General features: G+C 72.3%; 17 protein-coding genes. 8 read left to right on the forward strand and 9 right to left on the reverse strand.

The features are described from left to right. Nucleotides 1–72: 72 nt before the first annotated feature. Together AC3IYJ_RS15130 and AC3IYJ_RS15135 are read right to left on the reverse strand one after the other, a co-directional pair. The gene (locus tag AC3IYJ_RS15130) at nucleotides 73–741 is read right to left on the reverse strand and encodes an HAD family hydrolase (protein WP_489401809.1); all 669 of its coding nucleotides are present in this window, start codon (nucleotides 739–741) and stop codon (nucleotides 73–75) included. Then, a complete protein-coding gene (locus AC3IYJ_RS15135; protein ID WP_489401810.1) occupies nucleotides 738–1,238 on the reverse strand; it encodes a DUF6912 family protein in 501 nt (166 codons plus the stop codon). The genes AC3IYJ_RS15130 and AC3IYJ_RS15135 overlap by 4 nt, the downstream gene beginning before the upstream one ends. 310 nt (nucleotides 1,239–1,548) lie before the next feature. On the opposite strand from AC3IYJ_RS15135, the gene AC3IYJ_RS15140 reads away from it, so the two are divergent. Next, the gene (locus AC3IYJ_RS15140; protein WP_489401811.1) at nucleotides 1,549–2,076 is read left to right on the forward strand and encodes an Rv3235 family protein; all 528 of its coding nucleotides are present in this window, start codon (nucleotides 1,549–1,551) and stop codon (nucleotides 2,074–2,076) included. 131 nt (nucleotides 2,077–2,207) lie between these two features. Here the strand turns inward: AC3IYJ_RS15140 and secA are convergent, their stop codons facing one another. Further along, nucleotides 2,208–4,988 carry a preprotein translocase subunit SecA gene (gene secA / locus AC3IYJ_RS15145; protein WP_489401812.1) on the reverse strand — a complete coding sequence of 927 codons (2,781 nt, stop codon included), beginning with the start codon at nucleotides 4,986–4,988 and terminating at the stop codon, nucleotides 2,208–2,210. A 253-nt stretch (nucleotides 4,989–5,241) separates the two neighbouring features. Here secA and AC3IYJ_RS15150 point away from each other — a divergent pair, with 253 nt between their 5' ends. Together AC3IYJ_RS15150 and AC3IYJ_RS15155 are read left to right on the forward strand one after the other, a co-directional pair. Beyond that, a complete protein-coding gene (locus AC3IYJ_RS15150; protein WP_489401813.1) occupies nucleotides 5,242–5,865 on the forward strand; it encodes a GNAT family N-acetyltransferase in 624 nt (207 codons plus the stop codon). Between the two features lie 9 nt (nucleotides 5,866–5,874). Continuing rightward, entirely contained in the window at nucleotides 5,875–7,050 is a 1,176-nt protein-coding gene (locus AC3IYJ_RS15155; protein ID WP_489401814.1) for a winged helix-turn-helix domain-containing protein, read from the forward strand. 31 nt (nucleotides 7,051–7,081) lie between these two features. On the opposite strand, the gene AC3IYJ_RS15160 is transcribed toward AC3IYJ_RS15155, so the two are convergent. The 6 genes from AC3IYJ_RS15160 to mtrA form a co-directional block, all read right to left on the reverse strand. Beyond that, nucleotides 7,082–7,810: a response regulator gene (locus AC3IYJ_RS15160; protein ID WP_489401815.1), complete on the reverse strand. Its 729-nt coding sequence runs from the start codon at nucleotides 7,808–7,810 to the stop codon at nucleotides 7,082–7,084. Between the two features lie 214 nt (nucleotides 7,811–8,024). Then, nucleotides 8,025–8,726, reverse strand: a complete 702-nt coding sequence (gene hpf, locus AC3IYJ_RS15165; protein ID WP_489401816.1) for a ribosome hibernation-promoting factor, HPF/YfiA family — start codon at nucleotides 8,724–8,726, stop codon at nucleotides 8,025–8,027. Nucleotides 8,727–9,090: 364 nt separating this feature from the next. Then, complete coding sequence (locus AC3IYJ_RS15170) at nucleotides 9,091–9,969, reverse strand: ComF family protein (protein WP_489401817.1); 879 nt, start codon at nucleotides 9,967–9,969, stop codon at nucleotides 9,091–9,093. Between the two features lie 87 nt (nucleotides 9,970–10,056). Continuing rightward, nucleotides 10,057–11,937, reverse strand: a complete 1,881-nt coding sequence (locus AC3IYJ_RS15175) for an LpqB family beta-propeller domain-containing protein (RefSeq protein WP_489401818.1) — start codon at nucleotides 11,935–11,937, stop codon at nucleotides 10,057–10,059. After that, nucleotides 11,927–13,948, reverse strand: a complete 2,022-nt coding sequence (mtrB, locus tag AC3IYJ_RS15180; protein ID WP_489401819.1) for an MtrAB system histidine kinase MtrB — start codon at nucleotides 13,946–13,948, stop codon at nucleotides 11,927–11,929. Before mtrB ends, AC3IYJ_RS15175 begins: the two co-directional genes overlap by 11 nt. 1 nt (nucleotide 13,949) lies before the next feature. Beyond that, nucleotides 13,950–14,639 (reverse strand): two-component system response regulator MtrA, encoded by a 690-nt coding sequence (gene mtrA / locus AC3IYJ_RS15185; RefSeq protein WP_189828951.1) that lies wholly within the window; start codon nucleotides 14,637–14,639, stop codon nucleotides 13,950–13,952. 283 nt (nucleotides 14,640–14,922) lie between these two features. Here mtrA and AC3IYJ_RS15190 point away from each other — a divergent pair, with 283 nt between their 5' ends. The 5 genes from AC3IYJ_RS15190 to AC3IYJ_RS15210 all read left to right on the forward strand — a co-directional run bounded on the left by AC3IYJ_RS15190 (nucleotide 14,923) and on the right by AC3IYJ_RS15210 (nucleotide 20,466). Continuing rightward, on the forward strand, nucleotides 14,923–16,185 hold the full coding sequence (locus AC3IYJ_RS15190; RefSeq protein ID WP_489401820.1) for a glycerophosphoryl diester phosphodiesterase membrane domain-containing protein: 1,263 nt from the start codon (nucleotides 14,923–14,925) through the stop codon (nucleotides 16,183–16,185). Nucleotides 16,186–16,332: 147 nt separating this feature from the next. Beyond that, nucleotides 16,333–16,890 (forward strand): DUF4129 domain-containing protein, encoded by a 558-nt coding sequence (locus tag AC3IYJ_RS15195; protein WP_489401821.1) that lies wholly within the window; start codon nucleotides 16,333–16,335, stop codon nucleotides 16,888–16,890. Next, nucleotides 16,887–18,197: a DUF4350 domain-containing protein gene (locus AC3IYJ_RS15200; RefSeq protein ID WP_489401822.1), complete on the forward strand. Its 1,311-nt coding sequence runs from the start codon at nucleotides 16,887–16,889 to the stop codon at nucleotides 18,195–18,197. Before AC3IYJ_RS15195 ends, AC3IYJ_RS15200 begins: the two co-directional genes overlap by 4 nt. Beyond that, complete coding sequence (locus tag AC3IYJ_RS15205; protein ID WP_489401823.1) at nucleotides 18,194–19,156, forward strand: AAA family ATPase; 963 nt, start codon at nucleotides 18,194–18,196, stop codon at nucleotides 19,154–19,156. The genes AC3IYJ_RS15200 and AC3IYJ_RS15205 overlap by 4 nt, the downstream gene beginning before the upstream one ends. Continuing rightward, entirely contained in the window at nucleotides 19,156–20,466 is a 1,311-nt protein-coding gene (locus AC3IYJ_RS15210) for a DUF58 domain-containing protein (RefSeq protein WP_489401824.1), read from the forward strand. The genes AC3IYJ_RS15205 and AC3IYJ_RS15210 overlap by 1 nt, the downstream gene beginning before the upstream one ends. The last annotated feature ends 21 nt before the right edge of the window (nucleotides 20,467–20,487 follow it).

Consider the following 20,487-nt stretch of genomic DNA (forward strand, 5'->3'; position numbering starts at 1 on the left):
GTATGTGTACAAATCCGGGGGTGGAACTTTGACACTCTGGACAGCGACGCGCCCATCCGTGCGTGCAAGTGGCTAATCAGCCGACTCGCGAGCAGCCCGTACGGCCTCCGCCAGGGTGTCCACGACGGGCACACCGGCTGATTCCAGACTGCTGCGGCTGTGCGAACCGCCCGTGTACAGAACGGCCCGCGCGCCCACGTGCGCGGCGGCCAGCGCGTCGTCCACGGCGTCTCCGATGAGCACCGTACGCCCGGCCGTCACCCCCGTCCCCTCCAGGGCCTGAAGGTGGCGTACGAGGTGTCCCGCCTTGGTGGTGTGGGAGGGCCCGATGCGGCCGTCGACGCGCAGGAAGTGCCGGTCGATGCCGTGCGCCCGGACGAGCGGGACGAGCTTGTCGTGGGGCGCGAGGGACAGCAGGGACTGCGTGAGTCCCTCGGCCTGCCAGTCGCGCAGCAGCTCCCCGGCCCCTTCGGCGAGCCCGGCGGCATCGGCGGCGGCCCAGTAGTGGCGGTGGAAGGTCTCGTCCATGACGGCCCACTCGTCGTCCGTGGGGAGCCGTCCCATGATGCGCTCGTAGAACTTCGGGACCGGTACGACGTACAGCTCGCGGTACGTCTCCAAGGTGATCGGCTCGAAGCCGAACTCGGCGAAGGAGGCGTTGGTCGCCCCTATGACGGCGTCGATGTCGTGGAGGAGGGTGCCGTTCCAGTCCCAGACGATGTGGGGGGTCTGCCCTCTCACTTCAGCAGCCCCGCGATCTCCTGGACCCCGAACCAGAGCAGCTCGTGGTCCTCGGCGCCGTCCACGGTGAACTGTGCGTCCTCGTCGCCCAGGTCGGCGGCCGCGAGGGCCTGCGCGGCCGCCGTCACGTCCTCCAGGGCCTCCGGGGCGTCCACATGCACGGCGGCGGCCACGGCGAGCCGTACGGCCCCGGCGAGGGCCACCTGACCGAGGGTGGCCTCGTCGACCCCGGGGGTCGCGGTGGCGGCCTTGTCGTCCACGTCCACGGCGACCACGACCCGCTTGCGCGGCGCGGTCCCGTCCTCGGCGAGCATCCGCAGGCTGGCGGCGGCGGCCCGGCCCAGGGCGGCGTACTCCAGCTCCTCGATGTCGTCCGACACGTACCACTCGCGCAGGCCGGGGGTGACGGCGTACGCCCGCAACGGAGCCGGACCAAGCTCACCCGCCTCGTGCGCCTCGGCGAGCCCGGGAAGGGTCAGGGGGACGTACACGCGCATGGCCGGCTGCTTTCGGTAGTCGGAAAACGCCTTCAGGATACGGCCGCTCCCCGACGGGACTCCGTCCGGTGACGGGTCCGTCCCCCTTCGGGGTGCCGGGGCGCGGGCGGGGGCCGTCAGCTTCGCTCCCCGCGGGGCGGCCCGGGGAGCACGGGGGCGGCGGCCGCGCACCACGGATAGGTGAAGGCGGCCCGGGTCCGCGCCGGCGGAGCGGGGCCGTTGCGGAACGTGTTCGCGGGACCGTAGAAGTCTCCCTACCAAGTTACCGCCCGGTACCGCACCGGGCCCGGACACCTCGGGGACGGCCTTCATGAGCGCCAGGACCAGCGGGACCGCAAAGCCCGGCAAGCCCGACAGGCCCGGGAGGAACGCCACCGGCAGGAACCCCGGCCGACCGCCCGGCAGGCACGATCAGCGACGGCCGCCCGCGGCGATCCACCGGGGCCCGCACCACTGGTTCGCCGACCGGCTGCTCGCGGTGCTCAGCGGGCTCCGCCCGGTCCACTCGCTCATGGGCCACACCGTCGGCCCCGCCTACGACCAGCTGATCACCCTGGCTTCCCCGGCCGCCGCGGACACCGCGGACGCATCTGCCCTGTCGGACCCGTCGGCCGCCCCGGACCCCGCAGCTGCCGCGGCCTCCGCGGGCCCCCTCCGGGGCCGCCCGCGCCCCGTGGTCCGCCAGTGCGGCCGCTTCACCCCCGGCCCCGGGGTCATCGAGGCCTTCGCCCGCATCGCGACGGGCGACCGTCTCACCGCGCTGGCCTTCCGCCTGGAACAGGGACCCGACCTGCGCTGGCGCTGCGCGGCCGTCGAGCTGCGCGGCCCGCGCCCGTGAGGCCGCGCCCGGGGCCGCCGCCCGTGCGGCGGTGCGCCGCCGAAAACGGCCGGGGCCGGACCCCACGTACGAAGACGTGGTGCCCGGCCCCGGCCGGCCCGCCGCGAACGGCGGGGCGGTCACTGCGCGAGTTACTTCTTGCGGCGGCGGCCGCCCGCGGCCTTCGCCGCCTTGCGGCGCTCCGCCCGCGTCATCCCGGCCTCGTCGTCCCCGGCCTCCGACTCGAAGTCACCCTCGACGACCCCGCCCTCCCCGTCCACCGATGGAGCGGAGAAGTGCAGCCGGTCCGGCCGCTGCGGAGCGTCCAGGCCCTTCGCCCGGATCTCCGGCTTGGCCAGGGACGGACCCGCGGCGTCCGCCACCGGGACCTCCTCGACCTGCTGCTCGACCTGGACCTCCAGGTTGAACAGGTAGCCGACGGACTCCTCCTTGATGCCTTCCTGCATGGCGTTGAACATGTCGAAGCCCTCGCGCTGGTACTCGACCAGCGGGTCCTTCTGGGCCATCGCCCGCAGGCCGATGCCCTCCTGCAGGTAGTCCATCTCGTAGAGGTGCTCACGCCACTTGCGGTCCAGCACCGACAGCACCACGCGGCGCTCCAGCTCGCGCATGATGTCGGAGCCGAGCGTGCTCTCGCGCGCCGCGTACTGCTCGTGGATGTCGTCCTTGACGGACTCCGCGATGAACTCGGCGGTGATGCCCGCGCGGTCGCCCGCCGCGTCCTCCAGCTCCTCGACGGTGACCTTGATCGGGTAGAGCTGCCCGAAGGCGCTCCACAGCCGGTCCAGGTCCCACTCCTCGGCGAAGCCCTCGACCGTCTCGGCCGTGATGTAGGCGTCGATCGTGTCGTCCATCATGTGACGGATCTGGTCCTGGAGGTCCTCGCCCTCCAGCACCCGGCGCCGCTCGGCGTAGATGACCGTGCGCTGGTTGTTGAGGACCTCGTCGTACTTCAGGACGTTCTTGCGCGTCTCGAAGTTCTGGGTCTCCACCTGCGACTGGGCCGAGGCGATGGCACGGGTGACCATCTTGTTCTCGATCGGCACGTCATCCGGCACGTTCGCCATCGACATGACGCGCTCGACCATCTGCGCCTTGAACAGACGCATCAGGTCGTCGCCCAGCGACAGGTAGAAGCGGGACTCGCCCGGGTCGCCCTGACGGCCGGAGCGGCCGCGCAGCTGGTTGTCGATGCGGCGGGACTCGTGGCGCTCGGTGCCCAGCACGTACAGCCCGCCGAGCTCCTTGACCTCCTCGAACTCCGCCTTCACGGCCGCCTCGGCCCGCGTGAGCGCCTCGGGAAGGGCGTGCGCCCACTCCTCGATGTGCTCCTCCGGGTCCAGGCCGCGCTGGCGCAGCTCCGCCTCGGCGAGGTCGTCCGGGTTGCCGCCGAGCTTGATGTCGGTACCGCGGCCGGCCATGTTCGTGGCGACCGTGACGGCGCCGCGGCGGCCGGCCTGGGCGACGATCGAGGCCTCGCGCTCGTGCTGCTTCGCGTTCAGCACCTCGTGCGGGATGCCCCGCTTGGAGAGCTGCTGCGAGAGGTACTCGGACTTCTCGACCGAGGTGGTGCCGACCAGGATCGGCTGGCCCTTCTCGTGCTTCTCCGCGATGTCGTCGACGACGGCGGAGAACTTCGCGACCTCGGTGCGGTAGATCAGGTCCGCCTGGTCCTTGCGGACCATGTCGCGGTTGGTCGGGATCGGGACGACGCCGAGCTTGTAGATCTGGTGGAACTCCGCGGCCTCGGTCATGGCCGTACCGGTCATGCCCGAGAGCTTCGAGTACAGGCGGAAGAAGTTCTGGAGGGTGATCGTGGCGAGGGTCTGGTTCTCGTCCTTGATGTCCACCCCTTCCTTCGCCTCGATCGCCTGGTGCATGCCCTCGTTGTAGCGGCGGCCGGCGAGGATGCGGCCGGTGTGCTCGTCGACGATCATGACCTCGCCGTCGATGACGACGTAGTCCTTGTCTGCCTTGAACAGTTCCTTCGCCTTGATGGCGTTGTTCAGGTAGCCGACGAGCGGGGTGTTCACCGACTCGTAGAGGTTCTCGATGCCGAGCCAGTCCTCGACCTTGGCGACACCGGTCTCGTGGATGGCGACGGTGCGCTTCTTCTCGTCGACCTCGTAGTCGCCGGTCTCCTCGATGCCCTTGAGCGGCTGGCCGGCCTCGCCCTTGGTCAGGCGGGTGACCAGCTTCGCGAAGTCGGCGTACCACTTCGTGGCCTGGTCGGCCGGGCCCGAGATGATCAGCGGGGTACGGGCCTCGTCGACGAGGATCGAGTCGACCTCGTCGACCACGGCGAAGTTGTGGCCGCGCTGGACGAGCTCGTCCTGGGACCACGCCATGTTGTCGCGGAGGTAGTCGAAGCCGAACTCGTTGTTCGTTCCGTACGTGATGTCGTTGGCGTACTGCTCACGGCGCTGGGCCGGAGACATGTTCGCCAGGATGCAGCCGACCTCGAGGCCGAGGAACTTGTGGACCCGGCCCATCATCTCGGAGTCGCGCTCGGCGAGGTAGTCGTTCACCGTGATCAGGTGGACGCCCTTGCCGGACAGCGCGTTCAGGTACGCCGGGAGGGTACCGACGAGGGTCTTGCCCTCACCGGTCTTCATCTCGGCCACGTAGCCGAGGTGCAGGGCGGCGCCGCCCATGATCTGGACGTCGTAGTGGCGCTGGCCGAGGACGCGCTTGGCGGCCTCGCGGACCGTAGCGAAGGCCTCGGGCAGCAGGTCGTCCAGGCTCTCGCCGTCCTGGTAACGCTGCTTGTACTCGTCCGTGAGCGCACGCAAGTCGGCGTCGGAGAGGTTGACGAAGTCCTCTTCGATGGAGTTGACCTGGTCCGCAATGCGGTGCAGTTTTTTGAGGATCTTGCCTTCGCCTGCACGCATGAGCTTGTTGAAGACGGACACCGAGGTTTGTCTCCTTGCCGGTCGGGCCTGGCACTGGTTCGTACACGGGCACGGAGGGTGGGCCCCACCGCAACGGCCATCGTAAGCGAGGACGCGGTCGCGTCGGGAGGCCCGCACTCTGCGCGGGGCAGGACTGCCCGGAATGAGAACGTGCGGGGGGCTCCGAAGGTGCCGGTGTGAGCAGCCCCTCTTGCCCGCCCCTCTTGCCGAAAACCGTTCGCCGGGGGTGTCGCGCGGCGGAAGAATCCCTCGCATGGACCCGATCACCCTGACCACGGACCGCCTGATACTTCGCCCGCACGTCCCCTCGGACATCGACGAGGTCCACGCGGCGTGCCAGGACCCGCTCATCCAGCGCTACATCTCCGTACCGGTCCCGTACGGGCGCACCGACGCCGAGGCCTACGTGACCAGGGTCCCGGGCGGGTGGCAGGACGACTCCGAGTACAACTTCGCGGTCCGCCTCGGCGCCGACGGCCCGCTCGTCGCAACCATCGGCCTCGCCCCGAACGGCCCGTACGCCCACGAGGTCGGCTACTGGGCCGTCGCGGAACACCGCGGCCGCGGCTACCTGCGCGAGGCCCTGCCCGCCGTCGCGCGCTGGGCCTTCACCGAGGTCGGCTGCGTCCGGATGATCTGGCGGGCCGCCGTCGGCAACCAGGCCTCCCGCGCGGTCGCGGAGAGGGCCGGCTTCGTCGTCGAAGGCGTCACGCGCGCGGGCATGGAGCACCGCGGGACCCTGCGGGACTGCTGGACGGGCGCCCTGCTGCCCTCGGACCTGTCCCTGCCGGGCCGCCTGCCGTACCTGCCGCACCCGTCGGCACAGCCGTCGCCGTCCCCCTCGCCGTCGCCGTCGGCTGTCAGTGGGCGCGTCTAGGGTGCGGTCATGACGACCGCCACACCTTCGCCCCTGCCGCTCTCCGCCGACGAGGCCCGCCGGATCGCGCTGCGCGCACAGGGGTTCATGGGGGCGCCCGACCGGCGCGGCGGGGTGCGCGGGGTCCTGCGGCACCTCGGCGCCGTCCAGCTCGACACGATCTCCGTACTGGCCCGCTCCCACGAGCTCATCCCGTACGCGCGCCTGGGCGCGGTCGGCCGCTCCGCCGTCGAAGCCGCGTACTGGTCGGACCAGCACGCCTTCGAGTACTGGTCGCACGCGGCCTGCATCCTGCCCATCGAGGAATGGCCGCACTTCGCCTTCCGCCGCCGGGCCCGCAAGGCGCGCGGCCGCCGCTGGCACGTCCTGGAGGACAAGGACCGCTCGACGAAGACCGTCCTGGACCGTCTCGCCGCCGAGGGCCCGCTCACCTCCACCGAGCTGGGCGGCGCCAAGAACGGCGGCGAGTGGTTCGAATGGTCCGAGACGAAGATCGCGGTCGAATGGCTCCTCGACATCGGTGAGGTCGTCTGCACCGAACGGCGGGGCTGGAAGCGGGTCTACGACCTCCCGGAGCGCGCCGTCCCCGACCACCTCCTCCACGACGACCTGGACGACCGCGAGTGCATGCGCCGCCTGGTGGCCCTGGCGGGACAGTCCCTGGGCGTCGGCACGCGCTCCGACATCGCGGACTACCACCGGCTGTCGGGCGCGCAGTTCGACGAGGTCGTCGCCGATTCCGGTCTGGTCCCGGTGGAGGTGGAGGGCTGGGGGAAGCCGGCCTGGGCCGACCCCGCGGCCCTCTCCTCGGCGCCGCGCGGCCGCCACCGCACGACCCTGCTCTCCCCCTTCGACTCCCTGGTGTGGGACCGGCCGCGCACGGAGCGGATCTTCGACTTCACGCACCGGCTGGAGGCGTACGTCCCCAAGCCGAAGCGGATCCACGGCTACTTCGCGATGCCGCTGCTGGCCGGCGGCCGTCTCCAGGGCCGGGTGGACCCGGCCCGCGAGGGCACCACTCTGGTGGCCCGCCAGCTCTCCCTGACCGGCCCGAAGGCTGCCCGCCCCATGGCGGAAGCCCTCCGGGAGGCGGCGTCCTGGGTCGGGTGCGACGCGGTCCGCATCGACCGGGCGCAGACTCCCGCGCAGGCCGCGGCCGTCTCCTCGGAGCTGGCCTCCCTCTGACCGGGACGGCCCGGGGACCGGGCGGGGTCCGCTACCGGATCTCCAGGATCTTCTCCCGCATCGCGTAGACCACGGCCTCCATCCTGGAGTGCAGCTGAAGCTTCTCCAGGATGTTGCGCACGTGGTTCTTCACCGTGTTCTCGGAGATGAACAACTCCTTGGCGATGTCACGGTTGTTCATTCCGGTGGCGACGAGCTTGAGGACTTCCAGCTCCCGGTCCGTCAGCCTCGGCGCCGGCACCAGCCGCCGCTCGTCGGTCCGCTGGATCATCGACTTGAACTCCGTCAGCAGCTTCGACGCCATCGACGGGCTGATCTGCGACTGCCCGTCGGCCACCGCCCGGATCGCCGTGGCGACCTCGTCCGTGGAGATCTCCTTCAGGAGGTACCCCGTCGCGCCGGCCTTGATCGCGTCGTAGAGGTCCGCCTCCTCGTCGCTGATCGTCAGCATGATGATCTTCGCGGAGGGCGCCACCTCCTTGATCGAAGTGCACGCCTCGATCCCGCCGCGCCGCGGCATCCGCACGTCCATCAGCACGATGTCCGGCAGCAGGTCCGCGGCCTTGTCCACCGCCTCCGCGCCGTCGCCGGCCTCGCCGACGACCTGGATGTCCTCCTCCTGCGCGAGGACGATCTCCAGCCCTCGCCGGAACAGCGCGTGGTCGTCGACCACGAGCACCCGGATCGGCTCTTTGGCCCGGTCTTCCTCACGGCAGCCCGCACCGTCGTCGACGCGCCCCGGCCCGAAGCTGTCCGCCATCGTTCCTCCCCCTGCACCGCATGTGCTGAGCTGCTGGGTCAATCCGACGGGAGCGGCCGTCGGCTGACTGCCCGACATGATTCCATGCCCAGGTAACCGGGTGGGGGCAGACGATTACAGGCCGGTGATTCCCGGCCATCCGCTCAGACGGGTGCCCCCGGGCCCGCCGAAGCGAACGCGGGGGCACCGCACGGACATCCGTAAGTACGCGGCGTCAGCCGCCGAGCGCGCCGCCCGCTCCCGCGCCGTTGAGCTCACCGGAGCTGGAGGCGGCGTCGGAGGAGTCGAGGTGGATCACGCCGTAGTCGTAGCCGTGGCGCCGGTAGACGACGCTGGGCATCTTGGTGTCGGAGTCGACGAACAGGTAGAAGTCGTGGCCGACCAGTTCCATCTCGTACAGGGCCTGGTCGAGCGACATGGGTGCGGCCGAGTGGGTCTTCTCGCGGACGATGAGCGGGCCTTCGCCCTGCACCTCCAGCGATCCGATCCGGGTGGTCGGGATCGCGTCCGCCTTCTCGCCGTTGACCGGCTCGCCGTTGCCGTTCAGGGTCGCGGCGTTCGGCACCACGTCGGCCACTTCGGCCGCCGAGAGCCGTCCGCTGCCGCGACGGGTGTGGCGCTTGTCGTGCTGCTTGCGCAGCCGGGCCTCCAGCTTGTCCTGAGCGAGGTCGAGCGCCGCGTACGGGTCGGCGGCGGCGGCCTCGGCACGAATCACCGGGCCCCGCGAACGCAGGGTGATCTCCACGCGGTCGGAACGGTCGGCCTGGCGCGGGTTGTGCTCCTTGGACACCTCGACGTCCAAGCTGATCACCTTGGCGTCGAGCTTCTGGATCCGCTCCGGATTCAGCTTCTCGGCCACGTGCTTGCGGAACCGGTCGGGCACCTCGGTCTTACGGCCCTTGACGACGATGTCCACGCAGAACTCCGTTCCCGGATAGCTCCGCCCCAGGGGCGAAGCGTCTCCCTTTCGCACCAGACTCCGGTGAACACCGGAGCCTCGGACTTGGCGACTTCCACCTCCTCCTCCCCCATCGGCAAGGTCTACACCCCACCGACTTCGGAGTCGAGGGACAACCTCTGACACGAAAGGTTCCGAAACGTACGAACGCTCGGAACGTGCACTCCGATGCGTGGGGCCCCAGGCTCGCCAATTCCTTACAACCGAACATATCCCTCTATGCCGGTTGTCGGCACCCGCTACCGGAACGTACCTCCGTTCAGGTGGCCGTTCCCTCTTACTACCTGCAACGATGCGCCTTCCCCGCCAGTTCCAAATCTATTCACAAGTTTTTTGCTCTGTCCGAGTTGCGGACCCGATTCGCCCGCTCCTGTCCCACCTCGTCCGGCCCCGCCCGGCCGGGCCTCCAGGGGCCCGCGCGTACGAAGGCGTCCGCCCCGGCGGCCACCACCGCGGCCCCGCCCAGGGGGCCGATCCCGGCCGCGCGCAGCGCACGCGCCGCCTCCGCCAGGGTGGCTCCGGTGGTCACGAGGTCGTCCACGACGACGATCCGGGCCGCCCCGGCCGTCACCCGTCCGGCGCCGTGCCGGGCCTCCAGGGCCCCCGCGAGGTTCTCCCGGCGTTCCAGTGCCCCCAGGCCCGCCTGGTCGGCCACGGCCCGCCGCAACCGCAGTACGGGGGCCACGCGCGCGGGCACCCCCGCCCGCCGCAGCCGCGCCGAGGCGGCCAGCGCGATCCGGTGCGCCGGATCGTGGCCGCGCGCCCGGATCCGGTGCCGCGCGGAGGGCACGGGAACCAGGGCCACTTCCCCCGGCCCGCCCGTCCCCGCCCCGCCCGCCCGTACCGCCGACGCCAGGGCCGTGCCCAGGGCGGCGGCCAGCGGGAGCGCGCCGCGCTCCTTGTGGGCCAGCACGACGGCCCGTACGGCCCCCTCGTACACGGCTGCCCCATGCACCACGGGCAGCCCGGCGGGGCTGGGAGACGGGCGTACGGGGCCCGTCCCGGCCCCGCTGAGCGCCGAGAGGCAGGCTCCGCACAGCGCCACCCGGACGGCGCCGCAGCCCGCGCAGTCGACCGGCAGGACCAGCCCGGCCAGCTCCGACACGAGTCCCCGCGCGAGGCCTACCGCGAGACCCGCCGCGCGGCCTGCCACCGGCTCCACCGCCGGCCCTCCGGTCAGTGCCCGCCACCGCTGCCGCATGGGTCCACTCTGCCGGGCGGGGGCAGCACGGAGCCACCCCTGTGGACAACTGGGGGCGGCACCGTCACATCCGGGGGAAAGGGCAGGTCAGCCCGGGTAGACCGGGGCCTTGCCGCCCGCCGCCACCGTGCGCCACTGCGCCCCCGGCGGCAGCCACACGATCCCGTCCTCGCCCGAGAACGCGACCACCGGCTTCTTCTCGTCCTCGCTCGCCGCGACCGCCTCCAGCCCGGTCGCACCCGGCAGACCGGCCCCGACCATCGAGCCGTCGGCCAGCATGTACCGCGCCTGCACGACCCCGCCGCTCTCGCGGCCCACCACCAGCAGCCGGCCGCGCGGCGCCCAGCTCATCGCCGTCACGTCGGCCAGCTGCGGGGCGGCCGGGCGCAGCTCGCGCACCGAGACCGCCGAACCGTCGCTCTTGCCGTCGGGCCGTTCGATCCGCCCGATGAAGAGGGTCTTGCGGCTCTCCTTCTGCACCAGCAGAGCGATCCGCACCCCGTCGGGCGAGGTCTTCAGCGCGGTGATCCGGCCGCCGTCGAGCCCCGACACCGCCACCTTCTCCGGGGTCCCGGAGCCGCCGGGCAGCCGCCACAGCGTCGGGTTCTGGTCGTCCTGGTCGGCGATCCACAGATCCCCGGCCGCGTCCCACGAGGGCGCGGTGAACCCGGCCGGCTTGGAGCCCTTGGCGGTCAGCAGCGGCTGCGGCATGGGGCCTGCGGTGGTCAGGTTGACCACGTACAGCCCGTGCGCGTCCTCGGAGACGACCGCGGCGCGCTTCTCGTCGTAGGTGATGGCGGCGGAACCGACCTTGAAGGGCGGGTTCCCGGAGAGCGGACCGGGGACCGGGGCCGGCGGGTCCTGCTGCTCCTCCCGGTTGGGGTCCAGGCTCATCCGCTGGAGCCGGCCCTCGTTGTCCACGTAGTACTGGTGACCCGGCGAGAGCGGCCGGTTGGCGACCACGGCGGCCGCGGCCTCGGTGACCCCGCACAGCGAGGACTTCCCGTCGGAGCGCAGCAGTTCGACCCGGTCGACCCTCGAACCCGTCAGATCCTTGACGGTGTACAGGAGTTGGGTGGCCATCTTCTGGCACTGCGGCTGCGCGACGTTGTCGGCCTTGCCGTTCAGCGGTACGCGCAGCGTGTTCTGGCCGTCGTACGAAAGGGACTTGGTGCCTTCGCGCAGCTCCGTACCGGTGGGGAAGCTGGAGGTGACCACGGGCCCGAGCCACTTGGACGGGCCGGCGAGCAGCGATTTGACGGTCTGGGTGGTGGGGTCCATCCGGGAGTCGGGGTCGCTGCGCTGACGCACGTAGACGGGGTCGGCGACGAGCGTGCCGCCCGCGAAGTAGTACTTGTTGACCGGCATGTAGATGCGCTGGAAGTCGGACTCGCTCAGGACCAGGCTGCTGGGCGGGGTCGCGATCCGCCACTGCTTGTTCTCCTGCGTGAGCTGGAGGAACTCCTCGTAGCGCTTGCCGCCGGTCTCGGGCTGGTACGCGCTGCGCTCGTCCACGGTGGCCAGCATCTTGCCGGTGACCTTGAACCGGGTCGCGGCGGGGTCCTTCTCGCCCTGTACGGAGAACCGGTCGAGGCCGGCCGAGAGCACGGTGATGGCCGCGCCGGGCTTCCAGTTCTTCGCGGCTTCCTCGGTGAGGTACTTGCGGGCGGTCTGGAGCTGCGGATCGTCGCTGGTCATGGCCTCCAGGAAGCCGTCGACGATCTCCTGCGAGCTGGCCCGGTCGGCCGGCGGCACGCCGAAGACGCGGACCTGCGAGTCGACGCCCTGCGAGACCTGCACGGGCCGGATCTCGCCGTGGTCGGGCATCGAGGCGCAGCCGGCCAGCAGCAGCCCGGCGGTGGCGAAGGCGTAGGCCCGCAGCGAGCGCGGCACGCCCCTGCCCGTCCGGGCACTGCCCGTCGGGCCGCTGCCCGTCCGGTCCGCCCGGGTCCCCGGTTCAGCGCCCATTCGACCCACCGGCTCCACGCGATCCACCCTCTCGGTCTGCTGCTCCCGGCGTCCCGCCCCGCGCTCCGCCCGCCGACGGCTGCTGCTCTGCGGGCCGGGTCACGACCCGCGCCCCGTTGCCCGGCAGCGCCGTCGGATCGGCCGGCACCGGCACGGCTCCGGCCACCGGGGAGCGCGGCGGGATCGAGGACCGGTCGGGCCGGCCCGCGGGTTCCCGGGACGCCTCGGGGGCCAGCGAGCCCTCCGCGGCGGCCCTGGCCCGGTTGGCCCTGGAGTCCTCGGGTTCCAGCGGGATCGGCGATCCGCGCAGCGGCTCGTCGGCGGTGCGCGGCAGGGTCAGGCGGAACTGGGAGCCGCCGCCGGGCTCGCCCCACGCCTGGAGCCAGCCTCCGTGCAGCCTGGCGTCCTCGACGGCGATGGACAGGCCCAGGCCCGTACCGCCGGTCGTGCGCGCCCGCGCCGGGTCGGCCCGCCAGAAGCGGTTGAAGACGCGGGTGGCCTCGCCGGGCTTGAGCCCGACTCCGTAGTCCCGTACGGCCACGGCAACGGCCCCGCCCGCCGAGGCGAGCCGGATCACCACGTCGCGGCCCTCGCCGTGCTCGACGGCGTTGACGACGAGGTTGCGCAGGACCCGCTCCACGCGCCGGGCGTCGGCCTCGGCTATCACCGGCTGGGTGTCGCCGAGGACGCGGATCCGGGTGTTCTTGTGTTCGGCGAGGGGTTCGGCGGCGTCGATGACGCGGCGCACGACGTCGCGCAGGTCGATCGGCTCCGCCTCCAGGGCGGCGGCGCCCGCGTCGAAGCGGCTGATCTCCAGCAGGTCGGCGAGGAGCGACTCGAAGCGGTCGAGCTGTCCGGCGAGCAGTTCGGCGGAGCGCGCCGTGATCGGGTCGAAGTCGACGCGGGCGTCGTGGATGACGTCCGCGGCCATCCGGACCGTGGTCAGCGGGGTGCGCAGCTCGTGGGAGACGTCGGAGACGAAGCGGCGCTGCAGCCGGGAGAGGTCCTCCAGCTGCTGGATTTTGTTCTGGAGGTTCTGGGCCATCTTGTTGAAGGCTTCACCCAGTCGGGCGATGTCGTCCTCGCCGGTGACCTTCATCCGCTCCTGGAGCCGCCCGGCGGAGAGCCGCTCGGCGATTCCGGCGGCCATCCGGACGGGGGTGACGACCTGGCGCACGACGAGCCAGGCGATGCCGCCGAGGAGGACCACGACGAAGAGCCCGGCGGTGGCGATGGTGACCTTGACCAGGTTGAGGGACTCCTCCTCCTGGGTCAGCGGGAACAGGTAGTACAGGTCGTACGGGTCGCCGTTGATGTCGGTGAGGCGCTTGCCCACCACGAGCGCGGGCTCGGGGGCCTTGGAGCCGGCTCCGGGGGTGTAGCGGACCTGGGAGAAGGTCTTGAAGGCGCCGGTGGCGTGGTTGACGGCCCGGCGCAGGTCCGCGGGGACGCTGGCGGACGGGTCCACGTTGCCGGAGGCACGGGCTCCGCGGACGCCGAGCGCGCCGCGGCCGGGGGGCTGCTCCTCGCCGGTGCCGGTGCCCGCGCCGAGGGCCGCGACCTCGAAGGCGCTCTGCCCGCCGCTGGCGAGCTGTTTGACGAGGGAGTTCATCCAGGTGCTGGCGTCACGGCCGACCTTGTTGTCGGAAGCGTCGGTTCCGTCCACCGTGTAGGGCGTGTTCGCCTTCTCCTGTGCGACCGCGAACCCGCCCGCGGCCTGGCTCTGCGCGGCCTCCTCCTTCGCGTCGAGGAGACCCTTGCTGACCTGGGCGATGACGACGAAGCCGAGGGCGAGGACCACGGCGAGCGAGATCAGGAGGGTGGCGGCGACCACCCGGAGCTGGATGTTGCGCCGCCAGAGCCGGACAGCCGGGAGCAGCGGCCGGCGTACGAGTCGTACGAACAGCCGCAGCACGGGGCTGCCGGGCGCTGCGACCGCGTCGGGACGGAGCTGCCGGCCGCCCCGCAGCGCTCCCCAGCGGGAGCCGCCCCGGGGCTTGCCGGGCTGCATCTCAGCTGGGTCCGGCCTTGTAGCCGACACCGCGCACCGTCACGACGATCTCGGGGCGCTCCGGGTCCTTCTCGACCTTGGAGCGCAGTCGCTGGACGTGCACGTTGACCAGGCGGGTGTCCGCCGCGTGGCGGTAGCCCCAGACCTGTTCCAGCAGCACCTCGCGGGTGAAGACCTGCCAGGGCTTGCGGGCGAGCGCGACCAGCAGGTCGAATTCGAGCGGGGTCAGCGCGATGGAGGCGCCCTCCCGCTTGACCGAGTGCCCGGCCACGTCGATGACCAGGTCACCGATGGCCAGCTGCTCGGGGGCCGGCTCTTCCGAGCGGCGCAGGCGGGCACGGATGCGGGCCACCAGCTCCTTCGGCTTGAACGGCTTGACGATGTAGTCGTCGGCCCCGGATTCCAGGCCCACCACCACGTCCACGGTGTCGCTCTTGGCGGTGAGCATGACGATCGGTACGCCGGACTCGGCGCGGATCAGCCTGCACACCTCTATGCCGTCCCGTCCGGGCAGCATGAGGTCGAGCAGGACCAGATCCGGCTTCGCCTCCCGGAAGGCAGCCAGTGCCTTGTCACCGTCCGCTACGAACGACGGCTCGAAACCTTCTCCCCGCAGCACAATGCCGAGCATCTCGGCCAGCGCGGTGTCGTCGTCGACGACAAGGACGCGTCCCTTCATGGTTGACATCATCCCATTAGCTAATCGTTACCTGGCGGTGAGCTGTCCCACAGCCAAAGGGGCTGGAAATCGCCCCTCGGACCTGCGTGCGTTTCCGCATGGACTTCCACGCGGGTGTCCACGTGGGGTTCTGCTTGGAGATCAAGGCGCCCAGTGTGCCCCGGATCCGCACGACAACAGAAGGTGCGGACGGCCCGGGATCCAGGGGACACCTGGTCCGTTCGAGGTTGTCACATGGCACGATGGCAGCCGGACCAAGCGCCCCGCACCATGCAGTGCACGTGAAGGAGCGACGATGAACGACTCTCCGGGCTGGGCTACGCCCGGATCCTCCCCGTCCGACGGTGAGGGCTCCCACGGTACGCAGCCACCCGCGCAGCCTTCCGGTGGCGACCCCAAGTGGTCCGCCGAGCAGCCGCCGCCCGGCCAGTGGTCGAGCCCGGCCGCAGGCCAGAACCCGCCACCGCAGCCCGGTCAGCAGCCGCCCGTACCGCCGCAGCCCCAGCAGGGCTGGGGCTCGTACGGCAGTGGTCCCGGCGGCGGCTACCCGCCGCCCGCCCCCGGCGGTCACCCCGGCCACTGGGGCAACCACGTCCCGGCGGCGAAGCCCGGTGTGATCCCGCTGCGCCCGCTGGGCCTGGGCGAGATCCTGGACGGCGCCGTCACCACCATGCGCAAGCACTGGCGTGCGGTGCTTCCGATCACCCTGGTCGTGGCCGTCGTCGTACAGGTCGCCACCGTTCTCACACAGAAGTTCGCGTTCAGCGGGGTCAACCTCGACCCGTCGAGCGCAGCGCCCCTGCGCGACCAGCTCAACGCGATCGGCTCCGGCATGGCGGTGAGCCTCGCGAACGGCTTCCTCCAGCTCGTCGGGACCATCCTCGCCACCGCGATGCTCACGATGGTCTACAGCCGCGCCGTACTGGGCCAGTCCTCCTCGGTGGGCACCGCCTGGCGCGAGTCCCGCTCCCAGCTGCCGAGGCTGCTGGGCCTGACCCTGCTCCTGGGTGTCGGCGGCGCACTCCTGTTCGCCGTACTGATCCTGCCCGGCGTCCTCGCCCAGAGCTGGGGCTTCGGCGTCCTCGGCGCCCTCGTGGCCCTCGGGCTGGCGGTATGGCTGGGGATCCGCTTCACCCTGGCCTCGCCCGCGCTGATGCTGGAGAAGACCACGATCCTCAAGTCGCTGACCCGCTCCTCGAAGCTGGTCAAGGGCTCCTGGTGGCGCGTCCTCGGCATCACCATCGTCACCTCCATCATCACGAGCATCGTCGCGGGGATCATCGTCCTGCCGCTGACGCTGCTGGGCGCGGGCCTGTTCGGCGGCGGCCTCGAAGGCCTCTCCAACGGCACCGGCGTCATGAGCTGGGGCTACCTGATCCTCACCGGCATCGGCGGGCTCATCGCCCTGACGATCACCCTGCCGATGCAATCGGGCGTCACCGTCCTGCTCTACGTCGACCAGCGCATCCGGCGCGAAGCCCTCGACCTGGAGCTCGCACGGGCGGCCGGCATCGAGAACTACGGCACGGGCGCCGCGGCGCCGCCCACCGGGGGCTGACCGGGGATGAGGGGCACGGGGGGCCTGCTCGCAGCGACGACAACGGCCACGACGGCGGCCGCATCACCATCGGCACCGACAGCGCCACCGGTCACGGCCGGCCGTGACGCCGCCCGCGAGGCGGCCGCACAGGAGCTGTCCAAGCCGATGTACCACCAGAACGACCCGGGGCTGTTCCAGCGCGCCCTGGACTGGTTCTGGGACCGCGTCGGGAGCCTCTTCGACCACGCCTCGGCCTCGACCCCGGGCGGAACCCTGGGCCTGGTGGCCGTCGCCGTGTTCGCCGTCCTCGTCGTCGCCGCACTGTGGTGGCGGCTCGGCGCCCCGAAGCGGGCCGCCACCGCCGCGGGCGCCCTCTTCGACGAAGGCATCCGCAGCTCGGCCGACCACCGCACGACCGCCGACGCACTGGCCTCCGAGGGCCGCTGGAACGAAGCCGTCCAGGAGCGCATGCGCGCCGTCGTCCGCTCCCTGGAGGAGCGCACACTCCTGGACCCCCGGCCGGGCCGCACGGCCGACGAGGCGGCCGCCGAAGCCGCCGTGTCCCTCCCGGCCCACGAAGCCGCCCTGCGCGCCGCGGCCCGCACGTTCGACGAGGTCACCTACGGCGCACGCCCGGCCAACGAAACCATGTACGCCACGCTGCGCGACCTGGACCTGGACCTGATCCGCACGAAGCCGCTCCTGACAGGCCCCACCCCATGACCCGCCCCCAGGACCCCAGCGTCCCGCCCGCCGCGACCCCCTGGGCCGAAGCCTCCGCAGCCGCCCCCGACCCGGCCGCAGCCCCTACGGGCACGGCCGCCGAGGCCGCGGCGAAGGACGCGACGACCGCCGCCCCGGCCCTCACCCCCGGCATCGCGTGGACCCGCGCCCGCGGCTTCCTCATCGCGCTCGCCGTGCTGCTCACCGCCGGGCTGGTCCTGGCCGCCCTGAACTCCGGCGCCCGGCACGGGTACCTCGACCCCCGCTCCCCCGACCCCTTCGGCAGCCAGGCCGTGGCCGAGCTGCTGCGGGACCGCGGAATCGACACCCGCGTCGTGACCACCGCCGACGAGGCCGCCGACGCGGCCGGACCCGACACCACCCTGCTGGTCACTGACCCCGACCTGCTCGAAGACAGCCGGCTCCGCGTCATCCGGTCCGCCATGGACCTCTCGGGCGGCCGCACCGTACTGCTCGCCCCGAGCACCCTCAGCCTCCCCGCCCTGGCGCCCGGCACCCGCTCCCGGTCCGGCGGGCCGGACAAGGCAACCGACCTCGTACCGGGCTGCGCACTGCCCGCCGCCGTCTCCGCGGGCCGCGCCACCACCGGCGGCGGCTACCGCTACACCACCGACACCCCCAAGGCCACCGCCTGTTACCCCGTCGACGGCCACCCCACGCTCCTGGTCCTGCCCACCGCCACCAGCGGCGGGGACACCGTCCTCATCGGCTCCGAGCGCATCCTCCTCAACAACACCCTGGCCAAGGAGGGCAACGCCTCCCTCGCCCTCCAACTCCTCGGCACCCGGCCCCACCTGGTCTGGTACATGCCCTCGCTCGCCGACTCCGACCCGGACGACGCCGGGGCCCAGGACAAGAGCTTCCTCGACCTGATCCCCGCCGGCTGGAGCTGGGCCCTGCTCCAGCTCTTCCTGGCCGCCGCCGTCGCCGGCCTCTGGCGCGCCCGCCGCCTCGGCCCGCTCGTCACCGAACGGCTGCCCGTCCTCGTCCCCGCATCCGAGGCCACCCAGGGCCGCGCCCGCCTCTACCACAAGGCCGGAGCCCGCGACCGGGCCGCCACCGTGCTGCGCGCCGCCACCCGCGAACGCCTGGCCGCGCTGGTCGGCGTACCGGCGTCCCAGGCGCACGCCCCCCTCTCCCTGGTGCCCGCCGTCTCCGCCCGCCTCACCGACGGCTCGCACGAGCTCGACTCCCTGCTCTTCGGCACCACCCCCACCACCGACGCGGCGCTCATCGCGCTCGCCGACCAACTCGACGCCCTCGAAAGAGAGGTCCGCACCTCATGACGGCCACCACGGACAGCGCCCGCTCCGCTCTGGAGTCGCTCCGCACCGAGATCGGAAAGGCCGTGGTCGGCCAGGACTCCGCCGTCACCGGTCTCGTCGTAGCGCTCCTGTGCCGCGGCCACGTCCTCCTCGAAGGCGTCCCCGGCGTGGCGAAGACCCTCCTCGTGCGGGCCCTCGCCGCCTCCCTCGAACTGGACACCAAGCGCGTCCAGTTCACCCCCGACCTGATGCCGAGCGACGTCACCGGGTCGCTGGTCTACGACGCCCGCACCGCCGAGTTCTCCTTCCAGAACGGCCCGGTCTTCACCAACCTCCTCCTCGCGGACGAGATCAACCGCACGCCCCCGAAGACCCAGTCCTCCCTCCTCGAAGCGATGGAGGAGCGCCAGGTCACCGTCGACGGCACCCCCCGCAAGCTCCCCGAGCCGTTCCTCGTCGCCGCCACGATGAACCCGGTCGAGTACGAGGGCACGTACCCCCTCCCCGAGGCCCAGCTGGACCGCTTCCTCCTGAAGCTCACCGTCCCCCTGCCCTCCCGCGAGGACGAGATCGGCGTACTGACCCGCCACGCCGCCGGGTTCAACCCGCGCGACCTGCACTCCGCCGGCATCCGCCCCGTCGCGGGCGTCGCCGAACTCGAAGCCGCCCGCAAGGCCGTCGAGGCCACCAGCGTCTCCCCCGAGATCACCGCGTACGTCGTCGACATCTGCCGCGCCACCCGCGATTCGCCGTCCCTCACCCTCGGCGTCTCCCCCCGCGGCGCGACCGCCCTGCTGGCCACCGCCCGCGCCTGGGCCTGGCTGGTGGGACGCGACTACGTCACCCCCGACGACGTCAAGGCCCTGGCCCTGCCCACCCTGCGCCACCGCGTCCAGCTGCGCCCCGAGGCCGAGATGGAGGGCGTCACTGCCGACGCGGTCATCACCGCGATCCTCTCCCACGTCCCCGTACCGCGCTGATGGCCTTCACCGGACGCGCCGCCCTCCTGGCGGCCCTCGGCAGCCTCCCCGTCGGCCTCCTCGAACCGAGCTGGACGGGGATCCTGGCGGTCAACGCCCCCCTCGCCCTGGCCTGCGCGGTCGACTACGCCCTCGCGGCGCCCGTCCGCACACTCCGGCCGGCCCGTTCCGGCGACACCTCCGTGCGCCTCGGCGAGTCCGCCGACGTCCACCTGACCATCACCAACCCCTCCCCGCGCCTCCTGCGCGCCCGGATCCGCGACGCCTGGCCCCCCAGCAGCTGGGTGCCCGGCACCGAAGTCGACGCCTCGCGCCACGCGTTGACGATCCCCGCGGGCGAACGCCGCCGCCTGACCACCCGCCTGCGGCCCACCCGCCGCGGCGACCGCACGGCCGACCGCGTCACGATCCGCTCGTACGGCCCGCTCGGCCTCCTGGCCCGCCAGGGCAACCACACCGTCCCGTGGACGGTCCGCGTCCTGCCGCCCTTCGCGAGCCGCAAGCACCTCCCGTCCCGCCTCGCCCGACTGCGCGAACTCGACGGCCGTACCAGCGTCCTGACGCGCGGTGAGGGCACGGAGTTCGACAGCCTGCGCGACTACGTACCCGGCGACGACACCCGTTCCATCGACTGGCGGGCCACCGCCCGCCAGCAGAAGGTGGCCGTCCGCACCTGGCGTCCCGAACGGGACCGCCACATCCTCATCTGCCTCGACACCGGCCGCACCTCGGCCGGCCGCGTCGGCGACGCCCCCCGCCTGGACTCGGCGATGGACGCGGCCCTGCTCCTGACGGCCCTGGCCACCCGCGCCGGCGACCGCGTGGACCTGCTGGCCCACGACCGCCGCACCCGCGCCCAGATCCAGGCCCGCTCGGCCGCCGACACCCTCCCGGCTTTCGTCAACGCCATGGCCACCCTGGAACCGGAGCTCGTCGAGACCGACTCCCGCAACCTGGTCTCCACCATCCTGCGCAGCGCCCCGCGCCGCTCCCTGGTGGTCCTCCTGACGAGCCTGGACGCGGCCGCCGTGGAAGAGGGCCTCCTGCCGGTCCTCCCCCGCCTCACGCAGCGCCACACCGTCCTGCTGGCCTCGGTCGCCGACCCGCACATCGCGGGGATGAGCACGTCCCGCGGCACGATCGAAGCGGTCTACGAAGCGGCCGCCGCCACCCAGTCCCAGTCGGCCCGCCGCCGCACGGCGGACCAGCTCTCCCGCCACGGCGTCCACGTGGTCGACGCCACCCCGGAAACCCTGGCCCCCGCCCTGGCCGACGCCTACCTGGCCCTCAAGGCCGCGGGCCGCCTCTAGCGGGTGCCCGACTGGATACGC

Source organism: Streptomyces sp. GL_140, from assembly GCF_057834465.1.

Excerpts from the sequence above, each read along its gene's own strand:
- AC3IYJ_RS15170 (WP_489401817.1), bottom strand. The coding sequence starts at position 9,969 with ATGCGGCAGCGGTGGCGGGCACTGACCGGAGGGCCGGCGGTGGAGCCG.
- AC3IYJ_RS15160 (WP_489401815.1), bottom strand. The coding sequence starts at position 7,810 with ATGGCGGACAGCTTCGGGCCGGGGCGCGTCGACGACGGTGCGGGCTGC.
- mtrA (WP_189828951.1), bottom strand. The coding sequence starts at position 14,639 with ATGATGTCAACCATGAAGGGACGCGTCCTTGTCGTCGACGACGACACC.
- AC3IYJ_RS15210 (WP_489401824.1), top strand. The coding sequence starts at position 19,156 with ATGGCCTTCACCGGACGCGCCGCCCTCCTGGCGGCCCTCGGCAGCCTC.
- AC3IYJ_RS15195 (WP_489401821.1), top strand. The coding sequence starts at position 16,333 with ATGTACCACCAGAACGACCCGGGGCTGTTCCAGCGCGCCCTGGACTGG.
- AC3IYJ_RS15155 (WP_489401814.1), top strand. The coding sequence starts at position 5,875 with ATGACGACCGCCACACCTTCGCCCCTGCCGCTCTCCGCCGACGAGGCC.
- AC3IYJ_RS15205 (WP_489401823.1), top strand. The coding sequence starts at position 18,194 with ATGACGGCCACCACGGACAGCGCCCGCTCCGCTCTGGAGTCGCTCCGC.
- AC3IYJ_RS15150 (WP_489401813.1), top strand. The coding sequence starts at position 5,242 with ATGGACCCGATCACCCTGACCACGGACCGCCTGATACTTCGCCCGCAC.
- AC3IYJ_RS15175 (WP_489401818.1), bottom strand. The coding sequence starts at position 11,937 with ATGGGCGCTGAACCGGGGACCCGGGCGGACCGGACGGGCAGCGGCCCG.
- mtrB (WP_489401819.1), bottom strand. The coding sequence starts at position 13,948 with ATGCAGCCCGGCAAGCCCCGGGGCGGCTCCCGCTGGGGAGCGCTGCGG.
- AC3IYJ_RS15140 (WP_489401811.1), top strand. The coding sequence starts at position 1,549 with ATGAGCGCCAGGACCAGCGGGACCGCAAAGCCCGGCAAGCCCGACAGG.
- AC3IYJ_RS15190 (WP_489401820.1), top strand. The coding sequence starts at position 14,923 with ATGAACGACTCTCCGGGCTGGGCTACGCCCGGATCCTCCCCGTCCGAC.
- AC3IYJ_RS15200 (WP_489401822.1), top strand. The coding sequence starts at position 16,887 with ATGACCCGCCCCCAGGACCCCAGCGTCCCGCCCGCCGCGACCCCCTGG.
- AC3IYJ_RS15135 (WP_489401810.1), bottom strand. The coding sequence starts at position 1,238 with ATGCGCGTGTACGTCCCCCTGACCCTTCCCGGGCTCGCCGAGGCGCAC.